The sequence below is a fragment of the Ancylobacter tetraedralis genome (assembly GCF_014195655.1).
Classification (GTDB): Bacteria; Pseudomonadota; Alphaproteobacteria; order Rhizobiales; family Xanthobacteraceae; genus Ancylobacter; species Ancylobacter tetraedralis.
Map to the genome: position 1 here is coordinate 750,017 of NZ_JACICD010000001.1, position 18,216 is coordinate 768,232.

The 18,216-nt window shown below is 68.3% G+C and carries 13 protein-coding genes; 4 read left to right on the plus strand and 9 right to left on the minus strand.

The features are described 5' to 3' along the window. The first annotated feature begins 66 nt into the window (after positions 1-66). Positions 67-408, plus strand: coding sequence for a rhodanese-like domain-containing protein (locus FHS55_RS03455; protein WP_183188251.1), 342 nt, complete (start codon positions 67-69; stop codon positions 406-408). Between the two features lie 20 nt (positions 409-428). Here FHS55_RS03455 and FHS55_RS03460 read toward each other — a convergent pair whose 3' ends face one another. Both FHS55_RS03460 and FHS55_RS03465 read right to left on the minus strand, forming a co-directional pair. Further along, on the minus strand, positions 429-1,805 hold the full coding sequence (locus FHS55_RS03460; protein WP_183188252.1) for an aspartate aminotransferase family protein: 1,377 nt from the start codon (positions 1,803-1,805) through the stop codon (positions 429-431). A 169-nt stretch (positions 1,806-1,974) separates the two neighbouring features. After that, positions 1,975-3,354, minus strand: coding sequence for an aspartate aminotransferase family protein (locus tag FHS55_RS03465; protein WP_183188253.1), 1,380 nt, complete (start codon positions 3,352-3,354; stop codon positions 1,975-1,977). 163 nt (positions 3,355-3,517) lie between these two features. Between FHS55_RS03465 and FHS55_RS03470 the strand changes: the two genes are divergently transcribed. Both FHS55_RS03470 and FHS55_RS03475 read left to right on the plus strand, forming a co-directional pair. Further along, entirely contained in the window at positions 3,518-4,927 is a 1,410-nt protein-coding gene (locus FHS55_RS03470) for a glutamine synthetase family protein (RefSeq protein ID WP_183188254.1), read from the plus strand. 107 nt (positions 4,928-5,034) lie between these two features. Beyond that, the gene (locus FHS55_RS03475; protein WP_183188255.1) at positions 5,035-6,144 is read left to right on the plus strand and encodes a polyamine ABC transporter substrate-binding protein; all 1,110 of its coding nucleotides are present in this window, start codon (positions 5,035-5,037) and stop codon (positions 6,142-6,144) included. 96 nt (positions 6,145-6,240) lie between these two features. On the opposite strand, the gene FHS55_RS03480 is transcribed toward FHS55_RS03475, so the two are convergent. The 7 genes from FHS55_RS03480 to FHS55_RS03510 form a co-directional block, all read right to left on the minus strand. After that, positions 6,241-7,164, minus strand: coding sequence for a lipid A biosynthesis lauroyl acyltransferase (locus FHS55_RS03480; protein WP_246339789.1), 924 nt, complete (start codon positions 7,162-7,164; stop codon positions 6,241-6,243). Between the two features lie 37 nt (positions 7,165-7,201). Continuing rightward, positions 7,202-8,224 (minus strand): zinc-binding dehydrogenase, encoded by a 1,023-nt coding sequence (locus FHS55_RS03485; RefSeq protein WP_183188257.1) that lies wholly within the window; start codon positions 8,222-8,224, stop codon positions 7,202-7,204. A 105-nt stretch (positions 8,225-8,329) separates the two neighbouring features. After that, positions 8,330-9,088, minus strand: coding sequence for an SDR family NAD(P)-dependent oxidoreductase (locus tag FHS55_RS03490; protein ID WP_183188258.1), 759 nt, complete (start codon positions 9,086-9,088; stop codon positions 8,330-8,332). A 115-nt stretch (positions 9,089-9,203) separates the two neighbouring features. Beyond that, positions 9,204-10,484: a beta-ketoacyl-ACP synthase gene (locus FHS55_RS03495; RefSeq protein ID WP_183188259.1), complete on the minus strand. Its 1,281-nt coding sequence runs from the start codon at positions 10,482-10,484 to the stop codon at positions 9,204-9,206. 39 nt (positions 10,485-10,523) lie between these two features. Further along, the gene (locus FHS55_RS03500) at positions 10,524-11,708 is read right to left on the minus strand and encodes a beta-ketoacyl-ACP synthase (RefSeq protein ID WP_183188260.1); all 1,185 of its coding nucleotides are present in this window, start codon (positions 11,706-11,708) and stop codon (positions 10,524-10,526) included. Beyond that, a complete protein-coding gene (locus tag FHS55_RS03505; protein ID WP_183188261.1) occupies positions 11,701-12,201 on the minus strand; it encodes a 3-hydroxyacyl-ACP dehydratase FabZ family protein in 501 nt (166 codons plus the stop codon). The genes FHS55_RS03500 and FHS55_RS03505 overlap by 8 nt, the downstream gene beginning before the upstream one ends. Positions 12,202-12,236: 35 nt before the next feature. After that, complete coding sequence (locus tag FHS55_RS03510) at positions 12,237-12,518, minus strand: acyl carrier protein (RefSeq protein ID WP_183188262.1); 282 nt, start codon at positions 12,516-12,518, stop codon at positions 12,237-12,239. A gap of 326 nt (positions 12,519-12,844) precedes the next feature. Here FHS55_RS03510 and FHS55_RS03515 point away from each other — a divergent pair, with 326 nt between their 5' ends. Further along, positions 12,845-18,142: an alpha-2-macroglobulin family protein gene (locus FHS55_RS03515; RefSeq protein WP_246339790.1), complete on the plus strand. Its 5,298-nt coding sequence runs from the start codon at positions 12,845-12,847 to the stop codon at positions 18,140-18,142. Positions 18,143-18,216: the final 74 nt, after the last annotated feature.

Below are 18,216 nucleotides of genomic sequence, written 5' to 3' on the forward strand. Positions count from 1 at the left end.
GGCTGATGCCCCTTGCGGTCGGCCGGGCGCGGGTCTACCTCCTCGAGAACAGTCAGGAGCGACGCGATGCAGCAGCCCAATCCCTTCGGGGGCGTGATCGAGCATTTGTCGGTCGACGAGGTGAAGGCCGGTCTTGAAGCCGGCACCATCCTGCTCGTCGATGTGCGCGAGCCGAACGAACTCGCCGCCGAGCGCATTCCCGGCGCGGTGGACTTTCCGCTGTCCACTTTCGAGGCCGGCCAGCTTCCCGATCCCGGCGAGAAGACGCTGGTCTTCTCCTGCCGCTCGGGCCAGCGCTCGCAGCGGGCGGCGGCGGCGGCGCAGGCGGCCGGCGTCGATCTCCATCGCCACATGGCCGGCGGCATCCTGGCCTGGAAGGAAGCGGGTTTCGAGACGCTGAAGGGCTGAGCCCCTTCAGCCGACCCGCTTCAGGCCGTCAGTCGTTGCACGACATCGCGTGTCGCCGCGATGAGGCGGTCGACCTGCGCATCCGTCGTCGCGGGAGAGGCCAGCATCATGTCGTGGAACGGCGCGATCAGCACGCCGCGCACCAGCAGCGCCAGGTGAATGGCAGTCTCCAGCGCTGGAAAATGCGCGGTACTGGCCTGTCCGCCGTCCCAGAGTGGCAGGCGCGCGCGCACCACTTCCACCCGCGCGCCGCAGCGGGCGACATGCCAGGGCAGGCGAGCCTCGGAAATCACTCCCGTCAGTTCGCGCTCCATGCGGTCGGCGAGCCGGTTCATGTGCGCATAGGCCTCCTCGGTGGCCACCTGTTCCAGGGTCGCCCGCAGCGCGGCCAGTTGCAGCGGACTGCCCGACAGCGTGGTGCCCATGCCGGAGCGCCCCTCGGGCTGGCTGTCGCGGGCACGAGTCAGCCGGTCCGCCACATCCTCGGTCATGCCCCAGACGGAGGCGGGAATGCCGCCGGCAATGGCCTTGCCGACGACGAACATGTCCGGCGACAGGCCGAATTTGCGGCTATAGCCGCCCGGCCCGCTGGAGAGCGTGTGCGTCTCGTCGATCAGCAGCAGCGTGCCATGGCGGCGGGTGATTTCGCGCAGCCCCTCGTGAAAGCCGGGCTGCGGCAGCACCATGGCGGAATTGGTGAGCACCGGCTCGGTGATGACGCAGGCGACCGTGTGGTCGGCCAGAGCCTCCTCCACGGCATCGAGATCGTTGAACGGCACCACGCGGGTAAGCAGGGTCAGGTCGCGCGGCTCGCCCAGCAGGCCCGGGCGGTTGGCCGGCCGGCCATTGGCCGTGAGCCCCACGAAAGTGTCGTCCACCGCGCCATGATAGGCGCCGTCGAAGATGAGAATGCGCGGGCGCCCCGTCGCCGCGCGCGCGGCGCGCAGAGCGAAGCGGTTGGCATCGGTCGCCGTGGTCGCGATCTGCCAGTAGGGCAGGCCGAAACGGGACGCGAGCAGGTCCCCGACAAGGCCGGCATCCGGGCTGGGCAGCATGGTGGCAAGTCCGTGCTTCGCCTGCCGGATCAGCGCTTCTGCCACCGGCGCCGGGCCGTGGCCGAACAGCGAGGCGGTGTCGCCCAGGCAGAAATCATCATAGCCGTGCCCGTCGACATCGGTCAGTCGCGCGCCCGTCGCGTCGGCGACCACGAGCGGCACCGGGGTCGACCAGTCGACCATCCAGTGCATTGGCACGCCCTGGAACAGATGCGCCGCCGCGCCGGCCGCCGCGCGGGTCTTCGGCCGGGTGCCGAGATAGAGCGCCTCGGCTTCCGCCCGCAGCGCCGAGACCCGGGCCGGCGCCACGCCGGAGGCTTCGGAGGAGACGTTGATGTTCATGTCCCACGCTGGCGCACGCCGGTACGCTCCCCTTTGCGGGCGCCGCGCGAAGGCTCCGGCGGCACCATTGCGTTAGTGTAGCGCGATGTGTCCGTTACGTCGCGCGGCAGACGCCGGGCGCGCGCACGCCCGGGGCTTAGACGGCACGCGGCCCGGCGGGCAGGGCGCGTCAGTTCACCCAGCCCAGCCGCTTCAGCTCGGCATGCGTCGCGTCCAGCGTCTTGCGGGCGCGGGCGACCAGTTCGTCGATCTCGCCATGCGAGATGACCAGCGGCGGGGCGATGATCAGCCGGTCGCGCACGGCGCGCATGACCAGGTTGTTCTGGAACGAGAAGTCCCGCGCCATCGTGCCGACCTTGCCGACATCGGCGAATTTGGTGCGGCCGATCTTGTCCGGCGTCAGTTCCAGCGCGCCGACCAGCCCCACCATCGGCGCTTCGCCGACGAGGGGATGCTCGGCCAGGGTCGACCATTGCGCCTTGAGATAGGGCCCGACATCGTTGGCGACGCGCTCGACCAGCTTCTCGCGCAGCATGATGTCGAGATTGGCGAGGGCCGCGGCGCAGGCGGCGGGATGGCCGGAATAGGTGTAGCCGTGGTTGAAGTCGCCGCCCTGCAGCAGCACGTCCACCACCCGATCGGCCACCATCACGCCGCCGAGCGGCATGTAGCCCGAGGTGATGCCCTTGGCCATGACGAGAATGTCCGGCTGGGTGCCGAAGGTCTCGCAGCCGAACCACGAGCCGGTGCGCCCGAAGCCGCAGATCACCTCGTCGGAAATGAACAGGATGTCGCGCTCGCGGCAGATGCGGGCGATTTCCGGCCAGTAGCTGGCGGGCGGCACGATGACGCCGCCGGCGCCCTGGATGGGCTCGGCGATGAAGGCGGCGATGCGATCCTCGCCCAGCGCGTCGATCGTGCTCTCCAGCGCGCGAGCGGTGCGGAGGCCGAACTCGTCCGGCGTCTCGCCCTGCCGTGCCTCGCCCCAGAAATAGGGCTGGGCGATGTGCATCACATCCGGGATCACCGCGCTCTGGTCGTGCATCGGCGACATGCCGCCCAGGCTCCCCGCCGCCACGGTCGAGCCGTGATAGGCGTTGCGGCGGGAGATGATGATCTTCTTCTTCGGCTGTTCCTTGATGTCGAAATAGCGCCGGACCAGCTTGATGACGGTGTCGTTGGATTCCGAGCCCGAGCCGGTGAAGAACACGCGGTTGAACTGCGGCGGGGTCAGTTCGGCGAGCTTGGCGGCCAGCTCGATGGCCGGCTTGTGCGTGGTCTTGAAGAAGGTGTTGTAGTAGGGCAGCTCGCGCATCTGCGTGGCGACCGCCTCGACGATCTCCTCACGCCCATAGCCGACATTTACGCACCACAGGCCCGACATGCCGTCGAGGATGCGGTTGCCGTCGGAATCGGTGAGCCACACGCCTTCCGCCTTGACGATGATGCGCGAGCCCTCCTCGTTCAGCGCCTTGGTATCGCTGAAGGGATGAAGATGATGCGCGGCGTCGAGCGCGCGCAGTTCGGCGGTGGTCTTGGGAAGGGTCATGGCGCACCTGGATCTCGATTGCTGGGCTGCAGAATGTGATCACATTTTTCGTGCGTCAAGCGCTTCGGCATGGCACAACTCGCTCATGTGATGGACGCGCGGGCATTGACCGGCCCTGCGCGGCCGTGAGCAAATCGATGTGACGCATTCAACCAGGTGGATCATGCCATTGCCCGACGCCGCGGGTTCCGCCGCGGCCCCTGCCAGCGATGCCGGCCGCAAGGCTGATGAGTTCGGCGCCTATGTCGCCGAGCACGGCATTCCCGAAATCGTCGAGGTTCTCCTGCCCGACACGCATGGCGTGCTGCGCGGCAAATGGATTCCCGGCGGGGCCGGCGGCAAGATCTGGAAGGACGGCGTGGCCATTCCGCTGTCCATTTTCGGCCTCGACATCTGGGGGCGCGAGGTGGAGGAGACCGGCATTCACATCGAGACCGGCGACCGCGACGGCATGTGCCGTCCCGTGGCCGGCACGCTCAAGCCCGTGCCGTGGTCGCCACGCCCGGCCGCGCAGGTCATGATCTCGATGTTCGAGCCCAACGGGCAGGGCGGCGAGCGGCCGTGGGATCTCGACCCACGCCACAAGCTGGAAGCGCAGGTCGCGCGTCTTGCCGCGCTGGGGCTTTACCCGTGCGTCGCCTTCGAGCTGGAATTCTACCTGATGAAGCCCGCTCCCGGCCGCGACGGCGCGCCGGAACCGGTCTTCGCCGCCGCCACCTCGGGGCCGGCCCGACAGAACATGTATGCCATGTCCGACCTCGATGCCTATGCGCCGCTGCTGCACGATGTGCGCGAGGCGGCGCGCATCCAGGGGCTGCCGGCCGACACGGTGATTTCCGAAGCCGCGCCTGGCCAGTACGAGGTCAATCTCTATCACCGCCGCGATGCCATGGCGGCGGCGGATGACGCGATCCTGCTGCGCCGGCTGATCGACGGCGTGGCCCGCAAGCACGGACTGCGCGCCAGCTTCATGCCCAAGCCCTTCCTCGACTTCGCCGGCTCGGGCATGCATGTGCATGTCAGCCTCACCGACGCGGCGGGCAACAATGCCTTCGGCGCCGGCGCGGCCGGCGAGACGCTGCTGCGGCAGGCGGCGGCCGGCATGCTGGCCACCATGGCGGACACCGCCGTGCTCTATGTGCCAAGCTATAACGGCTTCCGCCGGCTGGTGCCGGGCAGCTATGCGCCGACCAGCATTTCCTGGGGATACGACAACCGAGCGGTGGCGGTGCGCGTGCCCAACGGCCCGCCCAAGGCGCGCCGTCTGGAGCACCGCATCGCCGGCGCCGATGCCCATCCCCATCTCGTGCTGGCGGCGATTCTCGCCGGCATGCTGGAGGGCATCGAGCGCGAGCTGGAGCCGCCCGCGACCCTGACCGGCAATGCCTATGAAGCCGGCGCGCCGCTGCTGACCTACGACATGGGCGAGGCGATCCGCATGTTCGCGCAGTCGGAATTTGTCGGGCGCGCCTTTGGCCCGGAATATCGCCGGGTGTTCGCGATCATGAAGGAGGCCGAGCTCATGGCCTTCGAGCGCCGCATCAATCTGCTGGAGTACGAGACCTATTTGTAAGCGTGACTACGGCTTGAGCATGAGCGACCGACGCACTAGCTTGAGTGCCAACGGGGTCTCACGGGGCGCTCGCGTCAAAAACCCTCAACTCTCCCAAGGAGAACAGGATGTCTCGCCTGCTCACGACAATTGCGGCCGGTCTGCTGGCGGCGCTGGCGATCGCGCCGGCATCCGCGCAGGACAAGGTCGTGAACGTCTATAACTGGTCCGACTATATCGACGAGTCGGTGCTGGAGGCGTTCACCAAGGAAACCGGCATCAAGGTTCGCTACGACGTTTTCGATTCCAACGAGGTGCTGGAAACCAAGCTGCTCGGCGGCAAGACAGGCTATGATGTCGTCGTCCCCACCGGCTCCTTCCTGCAGCGCCAGATCCAGGCCGGCGTTTTCCTGCCGCTCGACAAGGCGAAGCTGCCGAACATCACGTCCCAGTGGCCGGTGATTTCCGAGCGCCTCGCGGTCTACGACCCCGGAAACAAGTTCGCCGTCAACTACATGTGGGGCACGACCGGCATCGGCATCAATGTCGACAAGGTCAAGGAGCGCCTCGGCGACATACCGCTCGACACCTGGGACATCATCTTCAAGCCGGAGATCCTCGGCAAGCTGAAGGATTGCGGCGTCTACATGCTCGACGGGCCGGAGGAGATCATCCCCACCGCGCTGCGCTATCTCGGCAAGGATCCGAACTCCAAGGAGCCCGCCGACATCCAGGAAGCGGGCAAGCTGCTCGCCACGATCCGTCCCTTCGTGAAAAAGTTCGATTCGTCGGGCTACATCAACGCGCTGGCCGGGGGTGACATCTGCATTGCCACCGGCTGGTCCGGCGACATTTTCCAGGCGAAGGCCCGCGCCGAGGAAGCCGCCGAAAAGACCGGAAAGCCGCCGGTCAAGGTCGAATACATCCTCCCCAAGGAGGGCGCGCTCATGTGGTTCGACAATTTCGCCATTCCGAAGGATGCGCCCCACCCGGACGAGGCGCTGGCCTTCATCAACTACATGATGAAGCCCGAGGTTGCGGCGAAGAACTCGAACTATATTTCCTATGCCAGCGGCAGCCTCGGCGCCCAGCAGTTCATCGACAAGGCCATCCTCGACAACCCGTCGATCTACCCGACGCCGGAAACGCTGGCCAAGCTGTTCACCGTCACCACCTATCCGCAGAAGGTGCAGCGCGTCGTCACCCGCACCTGGAGCGACTTCAAGCGCGGCAAATAGGCCGGTCTCCTGCGCCGATGACCTGAAAAAGGCGCCCGGTGGTCCCGGGCGCCTTTTGCTTTTTCGAACGGATCACCGAGTGTCGGGGTGGCGCCTTCAGTATCCCGCGCCGAGATGGCGCCAGCGGCGGTAGAACCACGTCCACTGCTCGGGATGCTCGCGAATCCAGCCCTCGACCACCGAGGTGATCATCTGCATCGAGCCGTTGACGTCGATCTTGCCGCCCGCGTCGCGCGGCAGGTTGAGCGGAGGTGTGCACTGGATGCGGAAGCGTCCGCCCGGCAGGCGGATGACCCGCACGCCGTGCACCGGGCACTCATAGAGCCGCGCCAGCCGGGCGATGGTCGGGTTCACCGGGCAGGGGTGGCCGAAGAAATCCACCATCGGCCCGCCGGGCCGCGACTGGTCCACCAGAATGCCGAGATGCTTGCCCTGGTCCAGCACGGTGGCGAGTTCGAACACCGCGACATGCGAGGCGGCGACGAGGTTTCCCATTACCTTGCTGCGCGCCGCGAACAGCAGGTCGGCGAGGAAGGTATTGTCCGGCGCGCGGAACAGCACGGCGCTGTCGAGCCCCTGCGCGGCGGCGGCGATGGCGGGCAGTTCCCAATTGGCGAGATGGGCGGTGAAAACCAGCGCCGGCTTGCCGTCGATCCGCATGGCGACGAAGTTCGAGCCGCCCGAAACCTCGATCCGGCTCTTGGCCGGCTCCCACATATTGTATTGCCAGATGCGATCGAGATGGACGAACTCGCCCGCCATGCGGCCGAGATTGTCCCACATGCCGATGGCGATCGCCTCGCGCTCGGCATCGCTTTTCTCGGGATAGGCGAGGCGCAGATTGCGCAGCGCCGCCTTGTGCACGCGCGTGTGCCGGCCGATGGCCCGCGCCCAGAAGCTGCCGACCCAGGCGGAAAACTGCGGCGGCTGCAGGCGCAGCAGACGCATGATGGTCCACACGCCCGCGGAGAGGAGGCCGTCGCGCAGCCGCGTCGGCCAGGGCGGGGTGTGCTCGTTCAAGGATGTCATTCCATCAGGTATCGGCGGTGGTCCGGCGTCAGAAGGTGATGACCACCTTGCCGAACACGCGGCGGGTTTCCAGCCGCTCCAGACCGGCGCCGAAATCCTCCAGCGGATACTGCGAATCGATCACCGGCAGCACGCCGCGCTCCATGCGCGTCAGCCCGTCGGCAATCGCGCGGATGGGCGCGCCGAACGAGCCGATGAGGCGATACTGGCGCTGGAACAGCTGCATGAGGTTCATGTTCACCGACACGCCCGAGGTCGAGCCGCAGGTGACCAGACGCCCGCCGCGCCGCATGGACAGCAGCGAACCGTTCCAGGTCTCGACGCCGACATGCTCGAACACGACGTCGACGCCCTTCTTCTTGGTGATCTTGCGCACTTCGTGCTCGAAGCGGTCGGTGCGGTAGTTGATGGCGTGGTCGGCGCCGAGCGCCAGCGCCTTGGCGCATTTCTCGTCATCGCCCGCGGTGGTGATGACCGTGCAGCCGATTTCCTTGGCCATGCGGATCGCCACCGTGCCGATGCCCGATCCGGCCGCGTGCACGAGGATGGTTTCGCCCGGCTCCAGCTTGGCATTGTCGAACAGCATGTGCTCGACGGTGGAGAACGTGACCGGCGCGGTCGCCGCGTCCACCCAGGAAATCCCCTCCGGGATCGGCACGCACAGGCGGTCCTTGATGTTGAGCCTGTCGCGGGCGAAGCCGTCGACATGGAAGCCCATCACGCCGGCGACTTCCTCGCAGAGATTGTCGCGGCCGGATTTGCACATGCGGCACTGGCCGCAGGTCAGCGCGCCATACATGGCGACCTTGGAGCCCGGCTTGAAGCGCGTCACGCCCTCGCCGGTGGCGATCACCTCGCCGACAGCCTCGGCGCCGACGACCAGCGGCATCTTGCGCTTGGCGAAGGCCATGCCGCGCCAGCCCCACACGTCGATATGATTCAGCGCCAGGGCCTTGATGCTTACCTGCACCTCGCCGGGGGCCGGGGCATCCGGCTCGGGCAGGTCGACCAGGGTCAGTTCTCGGTCGGATACGAGTTGAAGCGCGCGCATGGACAACTCCGGGACATCATCGGCTGCGGCCGGCCCCCAATCAAAACGTGGAGGCGGGGATGAAAGCGGCGAGGCCGCGTGAAAAGACGAGCGTGATTAACGAACTCAACGCTGAATGGCTAGTGCGGCGGTAAGCCCGCCGTCGACCGGCAGCGTCGTGCCGGTGATGTAGGACGCGCCGGGGGAGGCGAGAAAGGCAACGAGGGCGCCGACATCGGCCGGGGCCGCGAAACGCCCGGCCGGGATCTGCTTCTCGACATTGGCGCGGTAGGCGGCATAGGGCACCAGCATCGCCGTGTCGACGAAGCCGGGGGCCACCACGTTCACCGTCACGCCGCGGCGCGCGGATTCGATGGCCAGCGTGCGGCAATAGCCCGCCAGCGCCGCCTTGGAGCCGGCATAGATGGCGTTGCCGGCATTGGCGACTTCCGCCGCGATCGAGCCGATGGCGATGATCCGGCCGGTGCGGGCGCGGGTCATCGGTCGCACCAGCGCGCCGACCAGCTTGACGAAAGACCAGTAATTGACCTGCATCAGCTGCTCGGCCTTCGTCTGGTCGACCATGACGGCCAGCGTGTCATAGCTCATGCCGGCATTGTGGACGAAGCCGTAATAGGTCGGCTCCTCCGCCAACTGGGCGGCGAACGTTTCCACCGCCGCCTTGTCGGCGAGGTCGAGCGAACGCGCTTCGAGCACCGCGTCGGGCTTCTCGGCGTGGATGTCCGCGATCAGCGCCTGCGCTTCCGCGGAGGCCGTGCGGACAGTGAACACCACCTCGAAGCCGGCGAGCGCCAGCGACCGCACGATCGCCGCGCCAACCCCGCGGCCGCCGCCGGTTACGAGAACACGCTGGGTCATCGACATGGACCTTTCCGGATCTCTTCGCGAGGGCGCCGCGCAAGAAGCGCTCGGCTATGGGGAGGATGAGGGCCGGAAGGATCCCGGCCCTCTCGGACTGCCGTGGACGAACGCGAACGCCTCAGGCCGGCTCGCCGGTGAGCAACAGGCACACATTCTGCCCGCCGAAACCGAACGAGTTGGACATGACCCGGTTCACCTGCGTGTCGCGGGCGACATTGGGCACCACGTCGAGCGGGATGGCCGGGTCCGGGATTTCATAGTTGATGGTCGGCGGAATGCGGCCATTGCGGATGGTCAGCAGCGAGATCACCGCCTCGATCGCCGCGGCAGCGGTCAGCGTATGGCCGATCATCGACTTGTTGGAGGACAGCGGAATGCTGCCGATCCGCTCGCCGAACACCGCGCTCATGCCGGTGAACTCCATGCGGTCGTTCTCCGGCGTCGAGGTGCCGTGGGCATTGATGTAGTCGATGTCGTCGGGTGTCACCCCGGCATCGGCCAGGGCGGCCCGCATGCAGCCGATCACCGGCTTGGCATCCGGCGACGAGCGGGTGCGGTGGAAGCTGTCGGCCATCTCGCCCACGCCTTCCAGCACGCCGATGATCTCGGCGCCGCGCGCCATCGCGTGTTCCAGGCTCTCCAGCACCAGGGCGCCGGCGCCCTCGGCAATGATGAAGCCGTCGCGATTCTTGGAGAAGGGGCGCGATGCCGCTTCGGGGTTCTCGTTATTGGTCGAGAGCGCGGAGAGCAGCGAGAAGCGGATAAGCGCCTCCGCCGTCACCGAGCCGTCGGTGGCGATGGACAGCGCCGCCTCGCAATCGCCGCGCCGGATCGCCTCGATGCCGAGCTGGATCGAGGTGTTGCCCGACGCGCAGGCCGTCGACAGCGAGATCGGCTGGCCACGCGTGCCGAACTTGTCGGCGAGGTGATCGGCGATCGAGCCATAGAGGAAGCGCTCGTGCCACGCCTCGTGCGTGCCGGCCTCGGCCGCGCGCAGCAGGTCGTCATAGGTGATCGGGCCGTTGGCGGCCGATTCCTGGGCGAGCACGCGGCGCTGCGGCCACTCGATCTCGATCGGGGGCACCGCGCAGAACAGCGGCCCGGGGAAATTGCCCTTCGAGCCGATGCCGGATTCCGCGATGGCCTCGGCCGCCGCGAGAGAGGCCAGTTCCTCGGAGAGATCGGGCGCCGAACGCCCGCTCTCGGCGAGGAAATCCACCGTGCCGGCAATGGTGGTGCGCAGCCCGTCAATCGGAAAGCGGGTGATGCGGTGGATGCCGGACTTGCCGGCGATCAGTTTCGCCCAATTGTCCTGCTTGCCCTGACCCAGCGATGTCACCATCCCCGCGCCGGTGACAACGACAATCGGACGGCCTGCCTTGTCGGTATAGGAAGCCATTATCTGCTCCTCGGGAGCGATGCGCTCCCGCCTTTTGGGTCAGTCGACGCGCTCAACCAGAGCCACGCCTTCCCCCCGCCAATGCCCCACTCCGGTAACGATAGCGCGCGTCAGCGTGCCCTCGAAAGCTTCTTCCAGCGTCTCGCCTTCCAGCGGCGCGAACAGCTTTCCCTTGGAGACGGCCAGTGCCGCGAGCGCCAGGGCGACGGGCATCTGCGCTTCCAGGCTGTGGCCGACACGGTCGGTCACGGAGCGAACCGGCAGGCCGGACCGGCTGATAGCCGCAACCTCGGCCGATGTCGGCTCGGGAGCGCCGCAGGCCGCGGAGAGGATCGCGGTGCCCTCGCTCACATCGCCCTTCGCCGTACGGATCATCTCGTCGACGAGCGCCTCGATGGCGCCGGGCTCGCCGCGCTTGGCACGCTCCGACCACACGCCCGAGAGCTTGGCGATCGGCTTGGCGCCGCGCGCCATGGCGTGCTCGGGCGATTCCAGCACCAGGAACGCCCCGGCCGAGCCGGTCGGCACGCCCTTCGGGTCCGCCAGAACCGGGGCCCAGGGGGAGTGCAGCGCGACACTCTTCAGCGCGAACAGCAGCAGCATGTCGCGCCGCTCGGCATTGTAGGCGCCGCCCACGAGGGCGATTTCGCTCGTGCCTGCCGCAATGCGCGACCAGCCGATGCGGACCGCGTCGGTACCCGAACTCTCTTCGCCCATGAAGGTGCGGGAGGAACCGGTAACGCCATGCACGATCGAGATGTTGCCGGCCAGCAGGTTGGACAGCTGGGCGAGGAACAGCGTCGGCCGCAGGTTGGACTGCAACTGTTCGCTGAGGAAGACCTCAGGGTTGGGCTGCTTCTCGATATCGGTGAGGATGGCGCCGTCGACCGTCTGGTCGCGCTCGCCGCCGCCCGCCGCGACAACCATGTCGGTGGTCGCGAGAACTTCCTTGTTCCCCTTCAGGCCTGCCGAATCCAGCGCAAGCCCGGCCGCATACGTGCCGATACGCTGCCACGGCTCCATCTGCCGCTGGTCGCCGCGCTTGGGGATCTGCTGGTCGAAGTCGATCTTCGCCAGCGGATGCAGAACGTAGGGAGCATACGTGGTCTCGTCCACCGCCGGCTTGGCCGGTGTGGAGAGCGCAGTCCAATGAGCTTCCAGACCTTCACCGAGCGAAGAAACAAGCCCGATGCCGGTAATCCAGACGTCACGACGGTCAGACATGCGATAGATTTCCCGAGGACGCCGGCGCTGCTGCCTCGCCCATCGGCATGCCGATGCGTTCGGCGGTGGACAGCAGATACCCACGCAGTTCCGGCGCCGGGAACGGCATGGTCTTTAGCGTGATGTCAGCGTTGCAGACGAGCTTGCCGTCGACCCGCCCTTCTGCCTTCAGCCGGCCATAGCCGGAACCGTCATGCTCCAGGCGCGCATCGACGACGATGACCTGGCCCGGCGTCACGAAGGTGCGCAACTTGCCCTTGTCGACCGAGGCAAGAAACGCCATTCGGTCGTAATTGTGCAGGCGCAGCAACAACATGCCACAGCTTTGGGCCATGATCTCGAAGAGCAGGACGCCCGGAAGCAGGGGGTGTCCCGGGAAATGGCCCTCGAAAATGGGGCTCTCCTCGGGAACCGTATTTGCGGTTTTCAAGGTGCGGGCGTCGAGATCGAGCGCCAGCACCTTGTCGATCATCTGAAAATATTCGAGCCGCATTGCTGCGCTCTGCCCCCCCGCTATTATTTCAGTCGTCAGGCGGTCTTGGCGGCAATCAGCTCGTCAATACGCGCGCACAGGTTCTTGAGCACGAAATACTGCTCGGTCGTGGCCTTGCCTTCGTTCACTTCCTGCGTCCAGCTCTCGAGCGGAAGCTTGATGCCGAATGCCTTGTCGATCGCGAAAGCGATATCCAGGAAGTCCAGGCTGTCGATGCCAAGATCATCGATCGCGTGGCTTTCTTCGGTGATGTTCTCGCGCGGAATATCGCACGTTTCGGCAATGATGTTGGCGACGGCATCGAACGTTGTCGACATGAAATGCCTCTGATATCGGCGGCCGCCCTGGCCCCGGTTGAATTGGAAATCCTCCGCGGCTCCCGCGCCGGCAGGCTCGCAATGGATGAGGGCCGGTATACCTAAGCATGATGAGCTATTCAATGCCGGGGGAATCGCAATCCTCGGCTGTGTGGCAAAAGTGCCGCGACTTTGCCACTATCAGGCCCCCTTTCCATGCGTCATGACTCCATGCGGGAATCCGTCCTATTGTGGCGGCTCCGGTCTGGCCGGTCGTTCTCGGGATAGGTGCCATGGTTGCGTCAGCCGCTGCCCGTCATTCGGGTGTCCCTCGTCTTCTGAGAGGCTTGGCGACGTCGCTCTTCCTCATCGCGATGAGTGTCGCTCCCAGTATCGCGCAGAATGCGAGCCCGCCGGCCAGCGCGTTGACCAAGCCGGCCAGCAAGCCGCAGGCCAAGCCGGCAGCGGCCCCCGTGCCCGCCGAGCCGGCCCTGCCGAAGACCTTCGCGCGGCCGGATCTGGTCGAGTCGGCGCGCCGGCTGCAGGCGCTCGTCGACCGGGATCGTGCGCTCCTCGCCAAGCCCGCCGCGCAGCTGCGCAAGGATGCCGACGCGGCGCTCGCCGCGGGCGATGCGCGCACCGCGGCCGACCTCTACAGCAAGCTGGTGCGGGCCGGCAGCGGGGATGCGGGGGCGTGGCTGCGCCTGTCGCGGGCGCTGTCCCGCATCAAGCCCAACGACAATGAGAGCGAGGACACGTTCCTCGAACGGGCGCAGGGCGCGGCCTTCCTCGCCTACCGCAGCGCGGCGACGCGCGCCGCCCAGGCGGACGCGCTCTTCGCCATCGGTCATCTCTACGACCAGCGCTCGCTCTGGCGCGCGGCGCTGGACACGCTGGCGCTCGCGCTCACCTATGCCAACGTGCCCGAGCAGCGCGTCTTCTACGACAAGCTACGCGCGGAGCGCGGCTTCCGGATGCTCGATTACACGGTGGATTCAGACGCCTCCAACCCGCGCGTCTGCGTGCAGTTTTCCGAAGCCCTGGCGAAGCGCGGCGTGGACTTTTCCGCCTTCGCCGGCCTGAGCGGCCCCGGCGGCGCGGTCGACAAGCCCGCGGTGACGGTGGACGACAGCCAGCTGTGCATCGAGGGGCTGAAGCACGGCGAGAGCTACGAGGTGCGGCTCAAGCAGGGGCTGCCGTCGGCCATCCCGGCGGAGACGCTGGCGGAGAGCGCCGATCTCACCATCTATGTCCGCGACCGCAAGCCCGGCGTGCGCGTCACCGGCCGCAACTATGTGCTGCCGCGCACCGGCCCGCGCGGCATCCCGATCGTGTCCGTGAACACCTCGCGGGTGGGCATGGAGCTCTACCGCATCGGCGACCGCAGCCTCATTCCCACGGCGCTCGATGGCGATTTCCGCCGCGATCTCGGCGGCTACGATCTGGAGAAGCTGAAGAGCGGGCGGGCCGAACTGGTCTTCAAGGGCGAGCTGGAAACCGCATCGACGCTCAACGCGGACGTCACCACCTCCTTCCCGGTTGACGAGGCGGTGGGTACGCTGGCGCCCGGCGTCTACGTTCTGGCCGCGCGGCCCGCGGGCGAGGCGGCAAATCCCGAGGATGAGTGGGGCACGCGCGCGACGCAGTGGTTCGTGGTGTCCGATCTCGGCCTCACCGCGCTGTCGGGCTCGACCGGGCTGAAGGTGATCGTGCGCGCGCTCGGCTCCGCGCAGCCGCTCGCCGACGTGGATCTGCGGCTGCTCGCCAAGTCGAACGAAGTTCTCGCCAGCCTGCGCACCGATGCGTCCGGATCGGCGACCTTCGATGCCGGGCTGATGCGCGGCAAGGACGGCTTCGCCCCCGCCGTCGTGGTGGCCAAGGCCGGAGATGGCGACTACGCCTTCCTCTCGCTGCAGGAACAGGCCTTCGACCTGACCGACCGCGGCGTCGGCGGGCGGGCAGTGCCGGAGAAGCTGGATGCCTTCGTGACCACCGAGCGCGGCGTCTACCGCTCGGGCGAGGAGGTGCATATCACCGCGCTGCTGCGCGACCCGCAGGTGCGGGCGGTGGCCGGCGTGCCGCTGACGCTCATCCTCAAGCGCCCCGATGGCGTGGAGGAGCGCCGCGTGCTGGCGCCCGATGCCGGCGGCGGCGGCCGCGCCATCGCCTTCCCCCTGCTGGGTGACGCCATGACCGGCGTGTGGCGGGTGGAGGCCTATGTCGATCCGCGCGGCGCGCCGGTGGGGTTCACCACCTTCCTGCTGGAAGACTATGTGCCAGAGCGCCTCGCGCTCGACCTTTCCACCACGGCCACCGCCATCGCGCCGAATGCGCCGGTGAGCGTGGCGGCGGTAGGGCGCTGGCTGTTCGGACCGCCCGCCGCCGGGCTCGACATCACCGCCGAGGTCGAGCTGCGCATCGCCGCCGCGCGCCCCGGCCTGCCGGGCTGGACGTTCGGCCGGCCCGATGACGGCTTCACGGCCGAGCGCCAGCCGCTGCCCGAGACGCCGGTAACCGACGCGCAGGGCAAGGCGAGCCTGTCCGTGCTGCTGCCGAGCCTCGCCCCCACCGCGCGGCCGCTGGAGGCGGAAGTCTTCGTCAGCCTCAACGAGGGCGGCGGGCGTGCCGTGCGCCGCTCGCTGGTGCTGCCGGTGACGCCGGCCGGCAACGGCATCGGCGTCAAGCCGCTCTTCGCCGGCAGCGGGCCGGGCGAGAATGGCAGCGCCGGCTTCGAGGTGCAGGCCTTCGACGCCGCGGGCAAGCCGGTGGCGCTGAAGGGCGCGCAATGGGCGCTCTACCGCATCGAGACGCGCTATCAATGGTATCGCCTCGGCAGCGACTGGGATTTCGAGCCGGTCGAGACCGTCGCCAAGGTTGCGGATGGCGCGCTGGAACTGGGCACGGGTGCGCCGGCCCGGCTCGACGTGCCGGTGGCCTGGGGGCGTTACCGGCTGGAGGTGAGCGAGGGCACGCTCAACACCGCCGTGCCGTTCCAGGCCGGATGGGGCGGCGGGGCGACCGCCGATGCGCCCGACCGGCTGGAGGTCAGCCTCGACAAGGCGCAATACGCCGCCGGCGAGACGCTGAAGGTCAACCTCGCCAGCCGCTATGCCGGCTCGGCCACCGTGCTGATCGTGGGCGACGGCGTGCTCGCCTCGAAGACGCTCGACGTGAAGGCGGGCGACAGCGTGGTCGACTTCCCGGTGGAAGCGGGCTGGGGCCCCGGCGCCTATGCGCTGGCCTTCCTGCACCGGCCGCTCGATGTCGCCGCCGGCCGCAATCCCGGACGCGCCATCGGCCTCGCCTGGTTCGGCGTCGATCATGCCGAGCGGGTTCTGGACGTGACGCTCGACGCGCCCGCGCTGGTGCGGCCGGAGACGACGCTGTCCGTCCCGGTCACGGTGTCGGGCCCTGGGCGGGGGAGCGAGGCCTACGTGACGCTTGCCCTGGTCGATGTCGGCATTCTCAACCTCACCGCCTTCAAGACGCCGGACCCGGACGGCTTCTATCTCGGCCAGCGCGCGCTCGGCACCGAGGTGCGCGATTTCTACGGCCAGCTGATCGACGGCATGCTCGGCTCGCGGGGGCGCCTGCGCTCGGGCGGTGACATGATGGCGGCCGAGTTGCAGGCCGAGCCGCCGACGCAGCCCCCGCTCGCGCTGTTCTCCGGCCTCGTGAAGCTTGATGCGGAGGGCCGGGGCAAGATCGACTTCGCCATTCCCCCGTTTGACGGTACCGGCCGGCTGATGGCGGTGGCGTGGTCGGCCGGGGCGGTCGGGCATGCGCAGGCCGATGTCACCATCCGCGATCCCGTGGTGATCACCGCCACGCTGCCGCGCTTCCTCGCCATGGGCGACCGTTCGACGCTCAATCTCGCGCTCGCCAATGTCGATGGCGAGGCGGGCGATTATGCGCTCGACATTGTCACCGACGGGCCGGTGGCCATTGCCAGCGCGCCGAAGGTGATCCCGCTCGACAAGGGCGGCCGGCAGGCCTTCAACCTGCAGGTGGACGGCACGGGTCTCGGTGAAGCGAAGATCTCGGTGCGGCTGTCCGGTCCGGGCGGGCTGGCGATCACCCGCGACTACCGGCTGAACGTGCGGCCCGCCTATCCCGCGATTTCGCGGCGCAGCGTGGAAGCCATCGCGCCCGGCGCCTCGATCACGCTGAGCCGTGATCTCGTCGCCGATCTGGTGCCGGGCCGGGGCGGGGTGACGGTGTTCGCCGGCCCCGATCCGGCGCTGGACGTGCCCGCGCTGATCGGCGCGCTCGACCGCTATCCCTTCGCCTGTTCCGAGCAGCTCACCAGCCAGGCGCTGCCGCTGCTCTACCTCAGTGATTTCGGCAATGCCTCGCGCTTCCGCCTCGCCAAGCCGCCGGCGGAGACCATCGCCGGCGCCATCGCCCGGCTGGTGGCGCGGCAGGGCTCGGACGGCTCGTTCGGCCTGTGGCAGGCCGGCGGCAATGATCTGTGGCTCGACGCCTATGTCACCGATTTCCTGACCCGCGCGCGCGAGAAGGGCCATGTGGTGCCCGAGCAGCCCTTCACAATGGCGCTCGACCGGCTGCGCAATGCGCTGGCCTTCGCCACCGACGGCGCGACCGACGACGGCGCCGCCTATGCCATCTATGTACTCGCCCGCAACGGGCGCGCTCCGCTCGGCGACCTGCGCTATGTCGCGGACGCCAAGCTGGAGGAGGTGCAGAGCGCCTTCGCGCGCGGCCAGCTCGGGGCCGCGCTCGCCATGCTCGGCGACAAGGGGCGGGCGGAAAAAGTGTTCGGCGCGGCGCTGGAACTGCTGCCCGACGCGCCCGAAACGCTGGTATCCGGCCGGCCCGATTTCGGCTCGATCCTGCGCGATGCGGCGGGCGTGGCGACACTCGCCTCCGAAGCGGGCTTCACCGCCACGGCCCGCACCGCGCGGGCGCGGCTCGCCACCGCCGCCATCGATGCCGGCCCGACCTCGACCCAGGAAGACGCGTGGCTGCTGCTGGCCGCCCGCGCCGCCCGCGAGGGGCGCGGCATCGCGATCGATGTCGATGGTGTCGCGCAGACGGGCATCTATGAGCGCGCGCTCACCCCGCAGGAACTGGCGGCAAAGCCCGTGGTCATCACCAATCGCGGCAATGCTCCGCTGGATGTGGCGGTCTCGATCGACGGCCCGCCGGCGAGCCCCGAGCCGGCGGCGGCGAATGGCTTCGCGCTCACGCGCCGCTATTTCACGCTGGACGGCAAGCCGGCCGATCCCGCCAAAGTGGCGCAGAACCAGCGGTTGGTCGTGGTGCTCGAAGCGCAGGAGGATGAAGCCGGGCCGAGCCATGTGCTCCTCGTCGACAACCTGCCGGCCGGCTTCGAGATCGACAATCCGGCGCTGGCGGTCGGTTCCGATGCCGGCGCGCTCGGCTGGCTGGGCGAGACCAGCGACGCCGCCCATGCCGAATTCCGCGACGCCTTCTTCGCCGCCGCCTTCGACCTCACCCAGGGCGAGGAGGAGCCCAAGCTGCTGCGCGTCGCCTATATCGTGCGGGCGGTCTCCCCCGGCAGCTATGCCCATCCCCCGGCGACGGTCGAGGACATGTACCGTCCCGGCCGCTTCGCCCGCACCGCGGTGGGCCGGGTCGAGGTGACGGGCCCGGCACGATGACGGGACCCGCACGATGAGAGGGGCGACCGCATGAGGGGCGTGGCGCGGTGAAGCGGGCGCTCGCGCGCGCCGCC

Bases quoted from the DNA above. Each gene is read 5' to 3' on its own strand.
- FHS55_RS03455 (WP_183188251.1), top strand. From the start codon at position 67: ATGCAGCAGCCCAATCCCTTCGGGGGCGTGATCGAGCATTTGTCGGTC.
- FHS55_RS03460 (WP_183188252.1), bottom strand. From the start codon at position 1,805: ATGAACATCAACGTCTCCTCCGAAGCCTCCGGCGTGGCGCCGGCCCGG.
- FHS55_RS03465 (WP_183188253.1), bottom strand. From the start codon at position 3,354: ATGACCCTTCCCAAGACCACCGCCGAACTGCGCGCGCTCGACGCCGCG.
- FHS55_RS03470 (WP_183188254.1), top strand. From the start codon at position 3,518: ATGCCATTGCCCGACGCCGCGGGTTCCGCCGCGGCCCCTGCCAGCGAT.
- FHS55_RS03475 (WP_183188255.1), top strand. From the start codon at position 5,035: ATGTCTCGCCTGCTCACGACAATTGCGGCCGGTCTGCTGGCGGCGCTG.
- FHS55_RS03485 (WP_183188257.1), bottom strand. From the start codon at position 8,224: ATGCGCGCGCTTCAACTCGTATCCGACCGAGAACTGACCCTGGTCGAC.
- FHS55_RS03490 (WP_183188258.1), bottom strand. From the start codon at position 9,088: ATGTCGATGACCCAGCGTGTTCTCGTAACCGGCGGCGGCCGCGGGGTT.
- FHS55_RS03495 (WP_183188259.1), bottom strand. From the start codon at position 10,484: ATGGCTTCCTATACCGACAAGGCAGGCCGTCCGATTGTCGTTGTCACC.
- FHS55_RS03500 (WP_183188260.1), bottom strand. From the start codon at position 11,708: ATGTCTGACCGTCGTGACGTCTGGATTACCGGCATCGGGCTTGTTTCT.
- FHS55_RS03505 (WP_183188261.1), bottom strand. From the start codon at position 12,201: ATGCGGCTCGAATATTTTCAGATGATCGACAAGGTGCTGGCGCTCGAT.
- FHS55_RS03510 (WP_183188262.1), bottom strand. From the start codon at position 12,518: ATGTCGACAACGTTCGATGCCGTCGCCAACATCATTGCCGAAACGTGC.